This window comes from Streptomyces flavotricini, from assembly GCF_020639365.1.
Taxonomy (GTDB): Bacteria; Actinomycetota; Actinomycetes; order Streptomycetales; family Streptomycetaceae; genus Streptomyces; species Streptomyces flavotricini.
The window spans coordinates 674,704-691,088 of sequence record NZ_JAINUL010000001.1; the positions used below are offsets into that span (position 1 = coordinate 674,704).

General features: G+C 73.9%; 16 protein-coding genes. 11 read left to right on the plus strand and 5 right to left on the minus strand.

Annotation, left to right across the window (positions count from 1 at the left end):
- Positions 1–87 precede the first annotated feature (87 nt).
- The 3 genes from mptB (at position 88) to K7B10_RS03415 (ending at position 3,408) form a co-directional block, all read left to right on the plus strand.
- Positions 88–1,596 carry a polyprenol phosphomannose-dependent alpha 1,6 mannosyltransferase MptB gene (gene mptB / locus K7B10_RS03405; RefSeq protein WP_229334458.1) on the plus strand — a complete coding sequence of 503 codons (1,509 nt, stop codon included), beginning with the start codon at positions 88–90 and terminating at the stop codon, positions 1,594–1,596.
- 215 nt (positions 1,597–1,811) lie between these two features.
- Positions 1,812–2,219, plus strand: a complete 408-nt coding sequence (locus K7B10_RS03410) for a VOC family protein (protein WP_229334459.1) — start codon at positions 1,812–1,814, stop codon at positions 2,217–2,219.
- A 238-nt stretch (positions 2,220–2,457) separates the two neighbouring features.
- Positions 2,458–3,408: an SDR family NAD(P)-dependent oxidoreductase gene (locus K7B10_RS03415; RefSeq protein WP_229334460.1), complete on the plus strand. Its 951-nt coding sequence runs from the start codon at positions 2,458–2,460 to the stop codon at positions 3,406–3,408.
- A 166-nt stretch (positions 3,409–3,574) separates the two neighbouring features.
- On the opposite strand, the gene K7B10_RS03420 is transcribed toward K7B10_RS03415, so the two are convergent.
- A complete protein-coding gene (locus K7B10_RS03420; protein WP_229334461.1) occupies positions 3,575–5,062 on the minus strand; it encodes an FAD-dependent monooxygenase in 1,488 nt (495 codons plus the stop codon).
- A 136-nt stretch (positions 5,063–5,198) separates the two neighbouring features.
- On the opposite strand from K7B10_RS03420, the gene K7B10_RS03425 reads away from it, so the two are divergent.
- Positions 5,199–5,879 (plus strand): TetR/AcrR family transcriptional regulator C-terminal domain-containing protein, encoded by a 681-nt coding sequence (locus K7B10_RS03425; RefSeq protein ID WP_229334462.1) that lies wholly within the window; start codon positions 5,199–5,201, stop codon positions 5,877–5,879.
- Positions 5,880–5,910: 31 nt separating this feature from the next.
- Here K7B10_RS03425 and K7B10_RS40650 read toward each other — a convergent pair whose 3' ends face one another.
- Positions 5,911–6,801 (minus strand): calcium-binding protein, encoded by an 891-nt coding sequence (locus tag K7B10_RS40650; protein ID WP_267501320.1) that lies wholly within the window; start codon positions 6,799–6,801, stop codon positions 5,911–5,913.
- Positions 6,802–7,024: 223 nt separating this feature from the next.
- Between K7B10_RS40650 and K7B10_RS03445 the strand changes: the two genes are divergently transcribed.
- Together K7B10_RS03445 and K7B10_RS03450 are read left to right on the plus strand one after the other, a co-directional pair.
- Positions 7,025–7,312, plus strand: a complete 288-nt coding sequence (locus tag K7B10_RS03445) for a hypothetical protein (protein WP_229334463.1) — start codon at positions 7,025–7,027, stop codon at positions 7,310–7,312.
- Between the two features lie 98 nt (positions 7,313–7,410).
- Positions 7,411–7,965, plus strand: a complete 555-nt coding sequence (locus K7B10_RS03450) for a DoxX family protein (RefSeq protein WP_229334464.1) — start codon at positions 7,411–7,413, stop codon at positions 7,963–7,965.
- Between the two features lie 67 nt (positions 7,966–8,032).
- Here the strand turns inward: K7B10_RS03450 and K7B10_RS03455 are convergent, their stop codons facing one another.
- A complete protein-coding gene (locus tag K7B10_RS03455; protein ID WP_229334465.1) occupies positions 8,033–8,284 on the minus strand; it encodes an EF-hand domain-containing protein in 252 nt (83 codons plus the stop codon).
- Between the two features lie 204 nt (positions 8,285–8,488).
- On the opposite strand from K7B10_RS03455, the gene K7B10_RS03460 reads away from it, so the two are divergent.
- The 4 genes from K7B10_RS03460 (at position 8,489) to K7B10_RS03475 (ending at position 12,088) form a co-directional block, all read left to right on the plus strand.
- Positions 8,489–9,073, plus strand: a complete 585-nt coding sequence (locus K7B10_RS03460) for a DUF5133 domain-containing protein (protein WP_229334466.1) — start codon at positions 8,489–8,491, stop codon at positions 9,071–9,073.
- 89 nt (positions 9,074–9,162) lie between these two features.
- Complete coding sequence (locus tag K7B10_RS03465) at positions 9,163–10,467, plus strand: MFS transporter (protein ID WP_229334467.1); 1,305 nt, start codon at positions 9,163–9,165, stop codon at positions 10,465–10,467.
- Positions 10,464–11,702: an anhydro-N-acetylmuramic acid kinase gene (locus K7B10_RS03470; protein WP_229334468.1), complete on the plus strand. Its 1,239-nt coding sequence runs from the start codon at positions 10,464–10,466 to the stop codon at positions 11,700–11,702. The genes K7B10_RS03465 and K7B10_RS03470 overlap by 4 nt, the downstream gene beginning before the upstream one ends.
- Entirely contained in the window at positions 11,699–12,088 is a 390-nt protein-coding gene (locus K7B10_RS03475) for an alpha/beta hydrolase-fold protein (RefSeq protein WP_229334469.1), read from the plus strand. Before K7B10_RS03470 ends, K7B10_RS03475 begins: the two co-directional genes overlap by 4 nt.
- A 13-nt stretch (positions 12,089–12,101) precedes the next feature.
- On the opposite strand, the gene K7B10_RS03480 is transcribed toward K7B10_RS03475, so the two are convergent.
- Positions 12,102–12,836 carry an SOS response-associated peptidase gene (locus K7B10_RS03480; RefSeq protein ID WP_229334470.1) on the minus strand — a complete coding sequence of 245 codons (735 nt, stop codon included), beginning with the start codon at positions 12,834–12,836 and terminating at the stop codon, positions 12,102–12,104.
- A gap of 176 nt (positions 12,837–13,012) precedes the next feature.
- Between K7B10_RS03480 and dacB the strand changes: the two genes are divergently transcribed.
- Entirely contained in the window at positions 13,013–14,458 is a 1,446-nt protein-coding gene (gene dacB / locus K7B10_RS03485) for a D-alanyl-D-alanine carboxypeptidase/D-alanyl-D-alanine endopeptidase (RefSeq protein WP_229334471.1), read from the plus strand.
- Here the strand turns inward: dacB and K7B10_RS03490 are convergent.
- Positions 14,437–16,329 (minus strand): ABC transporter ATP-binding protein, encoded by a 1,893-nt coding sequence (locus K7B10_RS03490; RefSeq protein WP_229334472.1) that lies wholly within the window; start codon positions 16,327–16,329, stop codon positions 14,437–14,439. The genes dacB and K7B10_RS03490 overlap by 22 nt on opposite strands.
- Between the last annotated feature and the right edge of the window lie 56 nt (positions 16,330–16,385).

A 16,385-nucleotide genomic window follows, 5' to 3' on the forward strand; every position in this document is an offset into this window, starting at 1 on the left:
CCCGCTTGGAGTAAGGACGCCCGAAGTTCACCTCCCCGACGCCTCGGGCGGGCCGATCATCAGTCGTGCCCGCCCTAGGCTGCCCCCATGTCTCAGGTGGGGGTCACGGTCCGGGGTTGCCGACTGCTCGGAACGCTCGGGTCGGTACTGCTGGCCGCCGGGAGCTGGTCCGCGGGCGCGCTGCCGTTCGGGGTTCCGGACGGGGTGTGGGCGCCGCGCAGCCCGGCGTACACGGTGCTGGGAGCGGCGGCCTCGTACGCCGGGCTGGTCCTGCTCGTGGTCGCCTGGTGGCGGCTGGGCGGACTGCTGCGGGCCGGGGAGCCGGTCGGCCGGGGACGGATGCGGTCCGTGCTGTGGTCCTGGGTCCTTCCACTGGTCCCGGGCCCGGTGATCTTCAGCAATGACGCGTACAGCTACGTCGCGCAGGGCGCGCTGGCGGTCCGGGGCTGGGACGTGTACCGGCTGGGGCCGTCGGTGCTCGGTGGTCCGCTCGCGGACAACGTGCCGGAGGTCTGGCAGGACGCGCCGGCGCCGTACGGGCCGGTGGCCGTCTCGGCGACGCGGGCCGTGGTCGCGCTCACGGGCGAGCACCACACGGTGGCGGCGGTCCTGGGCATGCGGCTGCTGGCCCTGTTCGGGCTGGCGCTGATCGTCTGGAGCGTGGGGCGCCTCGCCTCCGATTGGGCTTCCGGGCGGGGCTCCGGGCCCTGTTCCGGGTCCGGCGACGCCGCGGCGGCCGGGGCGCTGTGGGCGGCCGTGCTCAACCCGCTCGCCCTGGTGCACCTGGTGGGCGGGGCCCACAACGAGGCGCTGATGATCGGCCTGATGGTGGCCGGGCTGGTGGCCTTCCGCCGGGGGCACTGGGTGCTGGGCACCGTCGTGCTGGTCTCGGCCGCGCTGGTCAAGGTTCCCGCCGCCGTGGCTCTGCTGTGCGCCGCCGCGTGGTCGGTGGGAGGGCGGCCGGACCGGCGTGCGGGATGGCTGAGGGCGGCCGGGATCGCACTGGTGGGTCTCGCGGCGCTGGTGCTGGGTGTGGCGGTGTGCGGCCAGGGCTGGGGGTGGCTGTCGACGCTGCGGGGCCCGGCGCAGGTGTACACCGTGCTCTCGCCGAGTACGGATGTGGGCCGGGTGCTCGGGCTGCTGTCCGAGGGGTTCGGCGTGGGGACGGCGGGCGGTGCGATCGCCGCCGCGCGGTCGGTCGGGCTGGTGCTGGGCGTGTGCCTGGTGGGGTTCTGCGTAGGGCGTGCGCCGCGTACGGGGCCCGAGTACGCCGCCGGCATGGCGTTGCTGGGACTGGTCGTGACCGCTCCGGTCGTTCAGCCCTGGTACGTGCTGTGGGGGATCGTGCCGCTCGCCTCGGTCGCCTGGCGGCTGTTGGAGACCACAGGGGTGCGGTTGGTGATGCTGGTGCTGCTGTTCATGGTGCTGCCCAGCGGCACGTCGGCGACCTGGTCCTACGGGGTCGCCGCCGTCACCGGTGCGTCGGCGGCCTTGGCGGCGCTGGTGGCTTGGGGTCCGCCGGTGCTGGGGACGCTGCCCCGCCTGCGCCTGCAGGAGCGCGCTCGGGTGCGGGCTGCGGTCAGGACGCGCCGGTGACCCGGGCGGGGGATCGGTGTTGCGCCGGATCATGACACCACCTAGGGTCGTCCGGGTGACTGCCGGGTCGGCCTTGGGCCATGTACGCGTAGGGTTCCCGGCCTCGGCGTGAGCCCGAGGCGGGCCAGGAGCCCGCCCTTTCTCCGTGTTTCTCCCGCCCGGCGCCCGCGTGCGGCGCCTTCCCACGGCAACCCGAAACCGGAGACACACCACTCATGTCGAACGCCCGGCAGTATCCGAACGCCGTCGAGTTGAACCACACCGTCGTCCACGCCAGGGACCGGGGGCTGTCGGCCGAGTTCCTCGCCGTGGTCCTGGGGCTGGAGGTCGGAGCACCGTTCGGACCGTTCCTGCCCGTCGACCTCGGCAACGGCGTGACGCTCGACTACTACGCGATGACCGACGAGCCGATCCAGCCGCAGCACTACGCGTTCCTCGTGCCCGAAGAGCGGTTCGAGGGCATGATCGCCCGTCTGGAGGCGGTCGGGGTCACCTACTACGCCGATCCCCACCACACCGAGCCGGGACGGATCAACCGCCTGTTCGGGGGTCGCGGGGCGTACTTCGCCGATCCGGACGGCCACAACATGGAGATCATGACCCGCCCGTACGTTCGCCCGTAGCCGCGGGCGGCGGGGCCTCGGCGTGCGCCGACCAGCGGAGGCGTGGCGCCCGGTGAGGTTTCCGGCCGCTTCGTTCCCGCGGGTGACCGGCCCGGCATCGCGTCGGCGGGGTGTCGGCCGTCCGGTGGGACTGTCGGTGATCCGTCGGGGATGTGTCGGCGGCCGCTGGAACCGTGGGGTGTCGCGGCGCCCGAGGGAGCAGTCGCGACCGCCTTCAACTGCAGGGGAGCCCATCACCATGTCGTCCGCATCCTCCATCCCGCCCTGGAACGTCCAACGGCTGCCGGGTGCCGTTGGCCGCGTCTTCCTGGTCACCGGCGGCAACGCCGGCATCGGGTACTTCGTCGCGGAGCAGTTGTCGGCAACCGGAGCCACCGTCGTACTCGGGAGCCGGAATCCCGCCAAGGCCGAGGCAGCCACGGCCTCGATCCGTGCCCGTGTTCCCGGCGCGCGGGTGCGGGCCGTACGGCTGGACCTCGCCGACCTCGCGTCGCTCGGAACGGCGGCGGAGTCACTGGAGGTGGATTGCCTCGACGCGGTGGTCCACAACGCCGGCGTCGCGCTCGACGACCCGCCGCGCAGGGAGACCGGGGACGGTCACGAGCTCATGTTCGGCACGAACCACCTGGGGCACTTCGCCTTGACCCGGTGGCTGATGCCCCTGCTGTCGGCCGCACCGGCGGCCCGCGTCGTGACGATGGGCAGCTTCGCGGCGAAGTCCGAGCGGCTGGACCTGGGCGACCTGCAGTCCCGGAAGGACTACCAGCCGAAGCGCACCTACGGACGCTCCAAACTGGCACAGATGTACTTCGGCGTCGAACTCGACCGCCGCCTGCGTGCTGCCGGCAGCACGGTGGCGAGCGTGGTCGTCCATCCCGGGGGCGCGCTGGACTCCCTCACCCCGTCGCGGCCGCCGATCCATGTGCGGACCACCGGCGCACGGCTGGGCGCGGCACCGGCGGCCCTCCTCGTCCAGGGCAAGGACGCCGGCGCGTGGCCCGCGGTCCGGGCGGTGCTCGACCCGGCCGTGCGGGGCGGCCAGCTGTGGGGACCGCGCGTCTTCGGCCTGCGCGGCGAGCCCCGGCGTGAACCGGTCTGGAACCACCTGGCCGACCCCTCCGTCGCGGCACGGTTGTGGGACGCGAGCCGCGATCTGACCGGCGCCGACTTCAGCACCCTGGCCGGCTAGGCCGTGTCTTTCGGATCAGGGTGGACCGGCCCGGGGCGTCTGGTGCCGTGCATCGCACGGCCGAGGAGGGAGCCGACGTGGTGTGTCGGCGACCGACGAGAACGCCGCGAGGCGCGGTGCCAGGCGCCCCGGGCCCGCCCCTGATCGAAAGACACGGACCAGCCCCTCACACACCCGCCCGCGCGGGCTGCGCGAACCGGGATGCCCAGGCTCGCAGATCCGCGGCCGAGGCTTCGAGCGCGTCGCCTCCGGGCCCGGCCCAGGCTATGTACCCGTCCGGGCGGACCAGGTACAGGCCGCGCCCGTAGGCCTCGTACGCACCCGTCCGTGCGGTCCGCAGGCCCGGGAGCGTCGGCAGCTGCTCCGGCAGCGGGGTGTCGACCGCGAGCAGGGTGAAGTGGGGGCCGCGGTAGAGGTCGAAGAGCCGCAGCCCGTCGCGTTTCCCGTCGGGCGCACGGTCTCCCGCGGTCAGGGCGCCCTCGGCCAATCCGGCCCGTATCTCCCGGGTGAGCGAGGAGTCCCTCTGGTCGAGGCCGAGTTGGCGGGTGGCTGCGCCGCGCCGCTCCTCACCCCGGTGGATGCGGGTGGACAGCCCCAGCATGGCCGCGGCATTGGGCAGGCGCTCCTCCTCGTACGTGTCCAGCAGTGCCTCGGGGGCTCCGTCGCGGAGCACGGCGGCGAGCTTCCACCCCAGGTTGTAGGCGTCCTGGACACTGGTGTTGAGTCCCTGGCCGCCCGCCGGCGAGTGAATGTGGGCGGCGTCGCCCGCGAGGAAGACCCTGCCGTCGCGGAAGCGGTCGGCGAGCGCGGCGTTCACGGTGAAGTCCGAGGCCCACAGGACCTCGGTGATCTCTTCGGCCGGTATGTGGGTGAACTTGGCGACCAGCGACCGGACTTCCTCCGCCGTGACCTCTCCACCGACCGGCGCCGGCTGGGCCACGAACTGGAACTCCCGCGTATGCGGCAAGGGGCAGAGGGCCGCGAAGCCCGTACCCCCCTCAGCCGGCGGGAAGATGTGCCAGTTGCCCCGGTCGAGCGTCGGTATGACCACATCCGCCACGAGCATCGGGGCGGGATCGACGCGCTCACCGGTCATCTTGATGCCGGCAAGCCTGCGGACCGTGGACCGGCCGCCGTCGGCGGCGACGGCATAGCCGGCGCGGACGGACACCGGACTCCCGCCTCCCGCCGGTATCAGCGTGGCCGTGACGGACTCGGCGTCCTGGGTGAGGCCGGTCAGCTCGACCCCGAACACGACGTCACCGCCCCATGCGCGGAGCCGGTCGAGGAGGATCCGCTGGGTGCGCCACTGGGGCAGCAGCCAGGGCCCCGTATAGGGCGCGTCCTCGGTCGGCTCGACGTCCTCGAACATGCGGTACTCCCCCGCACGGACACCTCCCTGCCACGTCATGCCCATCGGCGCCCGGCCACCCCCTCGCAGGACCTCCTCCACCACGCCGAGGTCGTCGAAGACCTCCAGGGTCCGCGGCTGGACGCCCTTGCCGCGGGAGCCGCGGAACAGCTCCGGCGACCGCTCGACGACCAGCGCACTCACTCCGCGCCGGGCGAGATCACAGGCCAGCACGAGGCCGGTGGGGCCCGCACCCACGATCAGGACGTCACTCCGGTCCTCCTGGTACCACTGCTGGTTCATCGATCTCCCCGTTCGGCCGATTCCGCCACCGCCCCTTAACGACGTTAAGGAGCCTCTTCACGCAAGAGTGCCCTTAACGCTGTTAAGCTGTCAACGTCATGGAAGAGTGAACCGCCCCGGGAGACAGAGGCAGACGATGAACGCCGAGCCGCAGCGGACTCCGCCCCGCGTCCCGCCCCTGACCCGCCTGACCGTCGCCGAGACCGCGCTGCGGCTGCTGAACGAGGGCGGGCTCGACAAGCTCACCCTCCGCGCCATCGCGCAGGAGCTGGACGTGAAGGCGCCGGCGCTGTACTGGCACTTCAAGAACAAGCAAGAGCTGATCGACGAGATGGCCACGGAGATGTTGCGGCGCATGGTCGCGGGCCCGGAGGGAACCGGGCCGGGCGACCACTCGGCGCCCTGGCGGGAGCAGATGCTGAGCGCCAATCGCCGGCTGCGCCAGGCCCTGCTCGCCTACCGCGACGGCGCCCGCGTGTTCACCGGCTCACGCTTCACCGGAACCGAGCACGCGGAACAGGCCGAGACCCACCTGCGCGCCCTGCTGGCGCACGGGTTCGAACTGCCGCAGGCCGTACGGGCCATGGCGACCGCCTTCTCCTACACCCTCGGGTTCGTGATCGAGGAACAGGGCGTCCACCCCGTCCCGGGCGAGCGCCGGGACGGCTACGACGTGGCCGAGCGCGGCGAGCGTCTGGCCGGCTACCCGCTCGCCGCGGCCTCCGGTACGCACCTCTTCGAGGAGTACGACGAGCACTTCGAAGAGGGTCTGCGCATCGTCATCGACGGCATCGCCGCGCGCTACGCGATCCGCTGACCGCGGCGGCGCGGGCGCCGGCCGTCACGGATTACGGCACGTTCGACATGGTCTCGCAGCGGACCGCGACGTCGGCTCCGCCCGACCCGTCGCAGGTGTCCTTCGCGTCCTCTCCCCCGTCGATGACGTCGTTGCCGCCCGCCGCCGCGGCCGGGGCGGGCGCGACCGGTGCGACCGGTGCGCCCTGTGCGGGCTTCGCCGGGGTCGGTCGGCCCTGACCGGCCGGGCGCGCGGGCTTGCCGGACAGGCCCTCGCCCTTGCCGTGCGCGGCGTGGCCCGAGTTGCTGTCGCCGATGATGGTGTCCACGCCGGGTCCGCCCATGAGCACGTCCTCACCCTGGCCGGTCGCGGTTCCCTCCGCGGAGGAGTCGCCGGTGAGGCTGTCGTCTCCGGCCCCGCCGTCGAGGACGTCCCTGCCGCCGCCGGTCGCGTTGATGCCGCCCCGGCTGTCGCCGATCATGGCGTCGTTCCCCGCCTCGCCGAACAGGACGTCGTCGCCGCCGCCCGACGCGCTGGAGCCGAAGGCCATGCTGTCGCCGCCCATGCGGTCGTCACCCGGCCCGCCGAAGAGGACGTCGTTGCCGCCGCCTTCCACGGCAGCCCTGGTCGAGAGCAGGTCGCCGCGCATGAGGTCCGCGCCTTCGCCGCCGTCCAGCTGGTCGTTGCCGAGGCCGCCCGCGATCGTGTCGTTCCCGCCGAGACCGCAGATCAGGTCGTCTCCGCCGAGACCGTCGATGGTGTCCGCCGCCGCGGACCCGATGATGACGTCATTGCCCTCCGTACCGGTGATCGTGCCGGACCCGGTGATGGTCGCGGGCTGCCCGAAGCAGGTGGCGTCGGCCGCGTGGGCGACCGTTGCCGGGGCGCCGAGGGAGAGCAACGCGGCTGCGGCCAGCAGAGTGAGTGACGTGCGGCAAGGCATACGGACCTCCGGTCGGAGTGTGCACAGCCGTTCCGGCTGTCCAGGGAAGCAGGCTCGAATCCGTGGGGAACGTATGGCGCGAATGCCTTGAATGCAATGAAATGCATAGCATTTTGTATGCCTTCCGCTCGGTTGGCCCCGCTCCGGGCGGGGCCACCTGGCCCACACGGGGCCGCACCGGCGCGGAGGAGCGGGCAGCAGGAGGGTCGCCTACCGTCGGGTTATGAGCGGGATCATCGTGGTGCACGAACTCGGGACGCCGGCGACGAGCCGCGCGGCGGCGGGCGGTCCGGACCCGGGCGCCGGGGCCGCCGTACGCCAGGTGCACGCCGCCCCGGCGGCCCCGGGTACCGCCTCCGATCCGGGCCCGCGAACGCTGTGCGGCAGGGACACGTTCGCGATGCGAGCGGCCGTGTGGACGCCGTCCGGGGAGCCCGGCTCGCCGTGGTACCCGCCGGAGGAGGAGGGCCTCGTGTGCCCGTCCTGCGATGCCGCCATGGACGACGGCTGAGCCTGCACCCGGGCGCAGTACAGCGCGTGCGCGCGGCGGGTGTTCGCGTGAAGCTTGGAACCAGGTGACACGCACCTCCTCCGGAAGGGCCCGTCCTCATGCCGCTCACGCATCGCAAGGATCTCGGACTGCTCGCCCTGCGCCTCGGCGCGGGCGGGGTGCTGCTCGCGCACGGATCTCAAAAGCTCTTGGGATGGTTCGGCGGGGCCGGCATCGAGGGCACGGCCCGCGGCATGGAGCACATGGGTTTCACCCCGGGCCGGGAGAGCGCGATCGCGGCGGGGCTCGGCGAAGCGGGTGGCGGGGTGCTGCTCGCGCTGGGGCTGGCGACTCCCGCGGCCGGAGCCGCCGCGGCCGGAGCCATGGCGGGGGCCGTCGCCGTGCACGCGCCCGCCGGGTTCTTCGCCCAGGGCGGCGGCTTCGAGTACCCGGCCTTCCTCGGCTTCGTCGCGGCCTGCATCGGCGTGGCCGGGCCCGGCCGGTTCTCCCTCGACCATGCCACCCGGCACAGGCTGGACCGGCCGGCCACGGTGGCGATCACCTTCGCGCTCAGCGCGGCCGCGGCCACCGTCGTTCTCAACCGCCGGGCCGCGACGCTCGCCGCGGCCGAAGCCTCGGGCCCGGACCGGGACCCGAACAACCGGACGGCCTAGCCTCGGCGCCGAATCACCGATTCGCCGGTTCGCCGGTTCGCCGGTTCGCCGGTCAGCAGTGGAGCGGCTACCAGCCGAAGCGGCGGTCGGCCTCCCTGGCGAACTCCTCGAACGTCAGCACGTTGTCGCCGTCCTTGTCGGCGGCGTCGAAGAGCGCGGACGAGGCGTCGACGTCCCCCAGGCCCCAGAACGGCAGGTCGCCGTGGGCGGCCAGGGTCGGGCCCTTCGTCCGCAGGGCGGTGATCACTTCCAGACGGGTCAGGGTGCCGTCGTGGTTGAGATCGAGCGCCTCGAACAGTTTGCGGGCCTTCGCACTCATCGCGTACGTCCTTCCGGAGGAATCGGCAGGGCTGCCTGCCGCCAGCCTACGGCGCACCCAGTCCGGGCCGACGGGGGCGGGGGCCCGGCGCCGACGGCCCGGCCGCGGCGGCCTTTCGGCGGATCCGAACCGTCCGGTGCGGCAGGCCGTGCCCAGCCGCGCCCTACCCCGAAGCAGCAGCCGGAGGAACGAGGAACCAGACGGATGAGCGAGACACCACCTCGGCACGCCATCGCGGAGCGGGCCGTCACCGTCCTGATGGCCTTGGTGCCCTGCGGCGCCGACACCGCGCGGCAGATCCTGGCGGACACGGCGCGGGCCGCCGGCGCCGGACCGCACGAGACGGCGGAGGCCGTGCTCGTACTGGGTGGCGGCGGCAGGCCCGCGGCCCCGCTGGGCAGAGCACTGGCGGACGCGGTGGACGAGACCCGGTCCGCCGTCGAGCCCGTGACGCAGCCGTACACGCGGCTGCTCCCCGACCCGCGGGCCGTCGGTGAACTGCTGAAGCGCCATCGCGGCCTGCGCCGCCGGGCCCTGGCCGCGCCCGAGGACCCGGCCGTGCGCGATGAGCTCGACGACGCCACGTACACCCTGTGCGTCCTGATGGGCCGGCGCAACGCCCACACGGCACTGCGCTCGGCCGAACTCCTCCTCGGCACCGAGTGGCTCGGCACCACGATCCCCAACGGACCGGACCGACACCAGGGTTCCGGAACGCGTCGGCAGGGTCCACATGGGGCGACTTACCGTAGCCGGAATGCTACCTTTCGTGACCGCGGAAGTGAGTGATCATGCGAGGAGAAGGGGCACGAAGTGAGTACGTACCTCGCCGCCCGCACGGCGTTCGCACCCTCCTCCCGGGCGAGGACCTCTGACGCGTGAGCCCCCTCGAGCTGCGGTCCGCGGCGGCCGTCCGCACGAGCACCACCCGGCGGGCGCTGCTCGCCGGGTCGGTGGGCAATCTCGTGGAGTGGTACGAGTTCGGCGTCTACGGATGCCTCGCCACCGTCATCGCCGCGAACTTCTTCCGGTACGAGGGGAGCAGCGGCGCCGAGGCGCTGGTGGCCACGTACGCCTCCTTCGCGCTCGCGTTCTTCTTCCGCCCGGTCGGCGCCGTGCTCTTCGGACGACTCGGCGACCGGGTCGGGCGGCGGCCGGCCCTCATCGCGGTCGTCGGCCTCATGACCCTCGCCACCGTGATGATCGGCCTCCTGCCGACCCGCGCCGCGATCGGCGCCGCCGCGCCCTGGCTGCTCACCCTCCTGCGGGTGCTGCAAGGGCTCTCCGCGGGCGGGGAGTTCGGCGGGGCCGTCGCCCTCATGACCGAGTACGCGCCCGTGGGCCGCCGCGGCCTCTACGGCGCCTGGCAGTCCTTCACCGTCGCGCTCGGCCTGCTCACCGGGGCGGGTACGGCAGCCGCCCTGGCGAGCGCGCTGTCCGCCGACGCCCTGCACGCGTGGGGATGGCGGATCCCGTTCCTGCTGGCGCTGCCTCTGGGGGCGGTGGCGCTGTGGCTGCGTACCGCACTGGCGGAACCGCCCCCGCCACGAGAGCCCGCCGCCCCGGCGGACACCCCTCCCGCCGCCCCCCGGGAGCTCGCGCGGGCCGTCGTCCTCGGCATCGGGCGCGTCATGGGCTGGTCGGCGGCCGGATACACCTTCCTCGTCGTCCTGCCCTCCTACCTCCAGGCGACGCTGGGGGCCTCCCTCCGCGAGGCGCTGCTCGCCACCGCCCTGGCCAACGCCGGGTTCGCGGCCTCGATCCTGCCCGCCGGGGCGCTCAGCGACCGGATCGGCCGGCGGCCGGTGATGCTGAGCGGCGCACTCGGCGTCGTGCTGCTCGCCCTCCCCCTCCTCCATCTGCTCCAGTCCCCCGGCGTCCCGCCGTGGTCCAGGGCCGGGGCCGTCCTGCTCGCGGGAGCGCTGGTCGGCCTGATGGCCGGGCCCGGGCCGGCCATGCTCGCCGAGATGTTCCCGCGCCGGGTGCGCTGCACCGGGCTCGGGCTGGCCTACTCCCTCGCCAACGCGGTGTTCTCCGGCTGCGCCGGGCTCGTCATCACCGCCCTGATCGCCCGGACGGGAGACACCGCCGTGCCCGCCTACTACGCCGCCGGCGCCTGCGCCCTCAGCTGCTGCGCCCTGCTGAGCCTGCGCGGCCGCGACCACAAGGAGCCGCTGCGATGAGGACGAGGGTGATCGGGCTGATGTCGGGGACCTCGTACGACGCCGTCGACGCCGCGGCCGCCGACCTCGAACTCTCCCCCGAGGACGGCACGCTGCGCCTCGAACCGCTGGGCCTGGTCAGCGAGCCCTACCCGGCCGATGTCCGGGAAGCCCTCGCCGCCGCGCTGCCGCCCGCGGCGACCACCCTGGCCGAGGTCTGCCGGCTCGACACCCGGATCGGGCAGGTCTTCGGGGCCGTCGCCGCCCGCGCCGACCGGGAACTGTGCGCCGGGCGCGCGCATCTGGTCGCCTCGCACGGGCAGACGGTGTACCACTGGGCCGAGGACGGTCGGGTGCACGGCACCCTGCAGCTCGGCGAACCGGCCTGGATCGCGGAGCGCAGCGGCTGCCCGGTCGTGTCCGGGTTCCGGCCGCGCGACGTGGCGGCGGGCGGTCAGGGCGCACCGCTGGTGAGCCTGATCGACCTGATGCTCCTGCGCGGGCGTCCCGGCGTACCGGCCGCCCTGAACATCGGGGGGATCGCCAACGTCACCGTGCTGCCGGCGGGTGGCGATCCCGTGGCGTTCGACACCGGCCCGGGCAACGCGCTGATCGACGCTGCGGTCCGTGAACTGAGCGCCGGAAGGCTCGCGTACGACGCGGACGGCGCCCTGGCCGCCGCGGGGCGCGTCCACGAGGGGCTGCTCGAGCGGCTGCTGTCCGGGGAGCCTTACTACCGGCTGCCGATCCCGCGGACGACGGGCAAGGAGCTGTTCCACGCCGGCTACCTGCGGGCGCGCCTGGCGGGGTGCGGCGAACTCCGGCCGCAGGACCTCGTCGCCACCCTGACGCGGCTGACCGCCCGCACGGTGGCCGACGCGCTGCGCCCGCTCGCAGCCACCGAGGTGTTCGTGTCCGGCGGCGGCGTACGGAACCCCGCGCTGATGGCGATGCTCCGCGACGAGCTGAGGAACGGCGCGGACGGGGCGGGCGGCGCCGACGGCACCGCGGTCCGCGGATCCCAGGAGCTCGGGCTGCCCGCGGAGGCGAAGGAGGCCTACGCCTTCGCGGTGCTCGGGTACCTCACCCTGCACGGCCTCCCGGGCAATGCCCCGGGGTGCACGGGCGCCGCGGGGCCGCGCGTACTCGGGTCGCTCACCCCGGGCAACCGCCCGCTGCGCCTACCCGCGCATCCGGGCCGCGCCCCGCGCGCCCTGACCGTACGGGGACCGGCCACCGCCCGGGCGGCCGTGTGACCGTCGGCCAGGGGGGCTGCCTAGGCTGCCGGGGCTGCCGGGGGAAACAGCGAGTCGGACAGCGGGGAGGTTCGGATCACAGCGGCGGCGGCCCTCCGGCCTGGGAGACGTACCTGATCGACGAGCTGCGGCCGCTGCTGGAGAGCGGGTACCGCGCCGGTACGGTTCGCGCCGTCGCGGGGCTTTCGATGGGCGGGCTCGGCGCGATGAAGCGGCGAGCCGGGCTTCCCGTACGACACCGCGGACGCCGCGGACGCCGCGGACGTGCGCCGGCGCGGCGTGTGGGAGCGCACGGCCCCCTCCACCGGGGCGTCCACGCCCGGCCGTACCGGGAGCGCGAGCCGGTGTCCTCGTTCCCGGTGCTGATGGCGGCCGTCGGCGCCTGACCGGGGCGGTGGCTCAGCTCTCTGCCGGGGGTTCGAGCAGCTCGGGGCCGTTGTTGCGGACGCTGTTCACCGCGGTGGAGACCGCCCGTACGTCGAGGTGGCCGCCGGCCGGGGTGTGGAGCAGGGCCCGGAGGCCGTGTACGTCCTCGTGGGCGGGGTCCAGCCAGGCGTCGTGGTCTCGCGCGGCCACGGCCAGGGGCATGCGGGGGTGGATGCGGCCGGCCGCGTCGGTGGCCTCGGTCGTGATGATCGTCGTGGTGACGAGCCAGGCGGCCGGGTCGTCCTCGTCCGTCACGGCCGGGTCGCGCCAGAACTCGTACAGCCCGGCCATGGCCATCACCGCGGCGTCCTGCGGAGCGATGAAGTACGGCTGCTTGTAGGCCTTCGCCGTGGCGGTGGCGGCCACGGGCTGCCACTCGTAGAAGCCGTCCGCGGGCAGCAGGCAGCGGCGCCGGGTGAAGGCCCGGCGGTAGGCGGGCTTCTCGTGCACCGTCTCCACCCGCGCGTTGATCATGCGGGCGCCCCCGTTCGGGTCCTTCGCCCAGGAGGGCACCAATCCCCACCTGAGGGTGCGCAGCCGGCGCTCCACCTCGCCCGTCTCGCGGTCGGGGCGTTCGAGGACCGCCCAGACCTCGTCGGTGGGGGCCACGTTCCAGCTCGGTGCCAGCGTCTCCCGCGGGTCCCAGCGGGCCTCGAACAGGCCGGCCAGGTCCTCGGGGGCGCGGCTGGAGGCATATCGACCGCACATGGCATCCACTGTCCCACCGCGCGGGCCCTTCCGGCTCCGCTCGCCTGCGCGCCGCGCCGCGCCGCCCCCGCCGGGACCGGCCTCCGCCGTGCTCCCCGACCCCGTCCCCGACCCCCTCCTCGACCCCGTCCCCCTCGCCGTACGGGGCCGCGCTCGATCCGCGCATCGCCGAGATCATGCGCAAGCCCGAGTACCGGCACGCCCAGTGGGGCCTCCTGCAGACCGAGCCCGCCGGCGGACGCGTGCTGCGCAGCCTCTTCCCCGGCCAGTTCTTCATCCCCGGCTCCACCGCGAAGCTCTTCGCGGTCTCCGGCACCTGGCGCACCCTCGGCACCGACCACCGCTTCGTCACCCCGGTCTACGCCGTGGGACAGCGCGCCGGCGCCACGCTCACCGGCGACCTCGACCTCGTCGCCCAGGGCGACCTCACCCTCGGCGGCCGCACCCGCCCCGACGGCACCATCGCCTACACCGACCTCGACCACACCTACGCCAACGACTTCCCCGGCGCGACCCTCACCCCCGAGAACCCCCTCGCCGGCATCGACCAGCTCGCGCGGCAGGTCCGCGACTCCGGGATCACCCGCGTCGACGGCGACGTCATCGTCGACAGCCGCCTCTTCGGCCCCGATCCGGTCCTCGACCCCACCCCGACCCCCCTGATCGTCAACGACAACCTCATCGACCTCCTCACCACGCCCGGGGACCGGGCCGGCGCCGACGCCCGGCTCGACTGGCGGCCGAAGGCCGCCCCGTACGCCGTCACCTCCACGGTCAAGACCGTCGCAGCCGGCGAGCCCACGAACGTCACCGTGACCGCCACCGACGGCGGCACCCGGATCCGGCTCTCCGGCACCATCGCCGCCGACGCCGCGCCCCTGCTGCGCACCAGCCCGATCACGGATCCGGCCGCGTTCGGCCGGACCGCGCTCATCGAGGCCCTCGCCCGGGCCGGCGTACGGGTCACCGCGGATCCGGCCGGACCCAACCCGGCCGCCCGGCTCCCGCGCGACTACGCCGGCCGCCCGCGGGTGGCCGAGTACACCTCACCCCCGTACGAGCAGTACGCCAAGCTGATCCTCAAGGTCAGCCACAACCTGGGCGCCAACCTCGGCATCTGCCTGATGGCCGTCTCCGCCGGCAGCAAGCAGTGCGAGGACGGATTCCCGGTGCTCGCCGCCTTCCTGGACCGGGCCGGAGTCGACCGCAGGCAGGCGGAGCTCATGGACGGCCGGGGCGGCAACCCCGCCGACCGGGCCACGCCGCAGGCCCTGGTGCAGATGCTGGCGTACTGGCAGCGCACCCCGGACGCGCGGCTCTTCCGGGAGGCCCTGCCCGTCCTCGGCGTGGACGGGCTGCTCGCCGACAACTGCCGCAGCTGCCCGGCGCGCGGGAAGGTGTTCGCGAAGACCGGCGCGGCCGTCGGCGGGGACGCCCTCAACGACCGGCTCGCCGTGGGCGCCATCACCATCGCCGGCTACCTCGACAAGGGCGGAGGCCGCTTCGACCCCTTCTACGCGGGCGTCAACGGGGCCGCCACCGCGACCGCGAACCCCGCCGGCATCCTCTCCATCGCCAACGACCTCGCCCTGATCGCCGCCTACCTCCAGGAATCGCCCTGACGCGGTGAGGGGGGTGAAGGGGGTGCGGGTGAGTCGGGTGCGGGGCCCTCGTCGAGGAAACCGCCCGACTGGTGCTGCCACAGCTTCGCGTACGTGCCCTCCCGGGCGAGCAGCTCGTGGTGCGTGCCCTGTTCGACGATGCGGCCGCGGTCGAGGACGACGAGCCGGTCCATGTGCGCCACCGTGCTCAACCGGTGCGCGACCACGAGGGCGGTCCGCCCCTCCATGAGCCGCCACAGCGCCTCCTGTACGAGGATCTCGCTCTCGGAGTCCAGCGCGCTGGTCGCCTCGTCCAGCAGCAGGATCGGCGCGTCGCGCAGGATCGCCCGGGCCAGCGCGACCCGCTGGCGCTGCCCGCCGGACAGCTTGACCCCGCGCTCGCCGACCATCGTGTCGAGGCCCTCGGGCAGCGCGTCGGCGAACTCCGTGACGTGCGCCGCCTCGGCCGCGCGCCGGATCTCGGCCTCGGTGGCCCCGGGCCGGGCGAACGCGATGTTCTCCCGCAGGGTGCGGTGGAACATCGCCGGGTCCTGCGGCACGTACGCCATCAGACCGCGCAGGTCGCGCTGGCGCAGCTTGCTGATGTCCCGGCCGCCGATCAGGATCCGGCCCGCGTCGACGTCCGTCATCCGCAGCAGCAGCCGGGTGAGGGTGGTCTTGCCGCCGCCGGAGCGGCCCACGAGCCCGATCTTCGCCCCGCCGGGCACGTCCAGGTCCAGCCCCTCGAAGAGCGGCTCCGCGCCCGCGTGGGCGAAGTCCACCTTCTCGAAGCAGACCTCGCCGGCCCGGTCCGGCTCCGGCACCGGCTCCGGGGACCGCGGCTCGAGTACGGTCGCCGGCGTCAGCAGCAGCTGCGTGAACTGCGCGGCCTCCGTCATCGAGCTCTCCAGGCGGCGGTAGATCTGGTTGAACTCGAACATGATCCGGGTGGCGTTGGAGAAGTACGTGAACGCGACCACGACCGCCTCCACACCGTGCCCGCCGCCGGCCGCGCCCGGGCTGCCGCTCCCGGCGATCGTGACGGCGATCAGCAGGCCCAGCGCGTTGGTCACCACCGACATCGGCGCGACGACCGTGTCGATGCGCAGGTTGCCGTAGTCCCACGAGCGCAGGGTGAGCGCGCGCGAGTGCGCGACCCGGGACCGGTGCTCGGCGGCCTCGCGCTCCTCCGCGGCGAACGCCCGGACCGTGTCCATGTTCATCAGGCTGTCGGAGACGTGCCCCGACACCCGGGCGATCGCCTCCTCGCGCCGGTCCACGAGCGCCTGGCGGCGCCGGACGAGGGGCAGCACGCACGCCCCCGTCACCGCGATCATGACCAGGAGCGCCACCACGAGCAGCGGTTCGTAGCGCCAGAGCACCACGGACCCGAACAGCAGCGGCACGAACCGGCCCACGACCGAGAAGGTCAGCGCGTCGACGAACTCCTCGAAGCGGGAGGCGAAGCTCAGCACCCGCTTGGTCAGCGACCCGGCGAAGTTGTCGTGGAAGAACGCGGCGTCCTTCGCGAACAGCTCCTCCATGCCGACGATGTACAGCCGCTCGATGCCGAGGGCGTCGACCCGGTTCAGGCAGTGCAGGCCGAGGCGCCAGGACGCCTCGGAGAGCAGCAGCACGCCGGCGAAGCCCAGGACGTACGGGAGCGCGGCGCCCAGCCCGATGCCGGCGGCGTCGTCGTCGGCGATGCGGCCGACGAGCTTGGCGACGACGAGCGGGGCGATGTAGTTGATGCCGATGTTGCCGATGGCCGGCATCAGCATGGCGGGAGCCGTCAGCCGGCGCAGCCGCGCCAGCTCCCGTCCGTAGTAGCGGAGTGCGAGGACCACCGGCCCTCTGCCTGGCGGACCCCCTCGTGACACGGACGCTTTCATGGCCACCCTACGCAGTCGCTCGATTACGGAGCTCGCAGTCTCCCGCGACGCCCTCC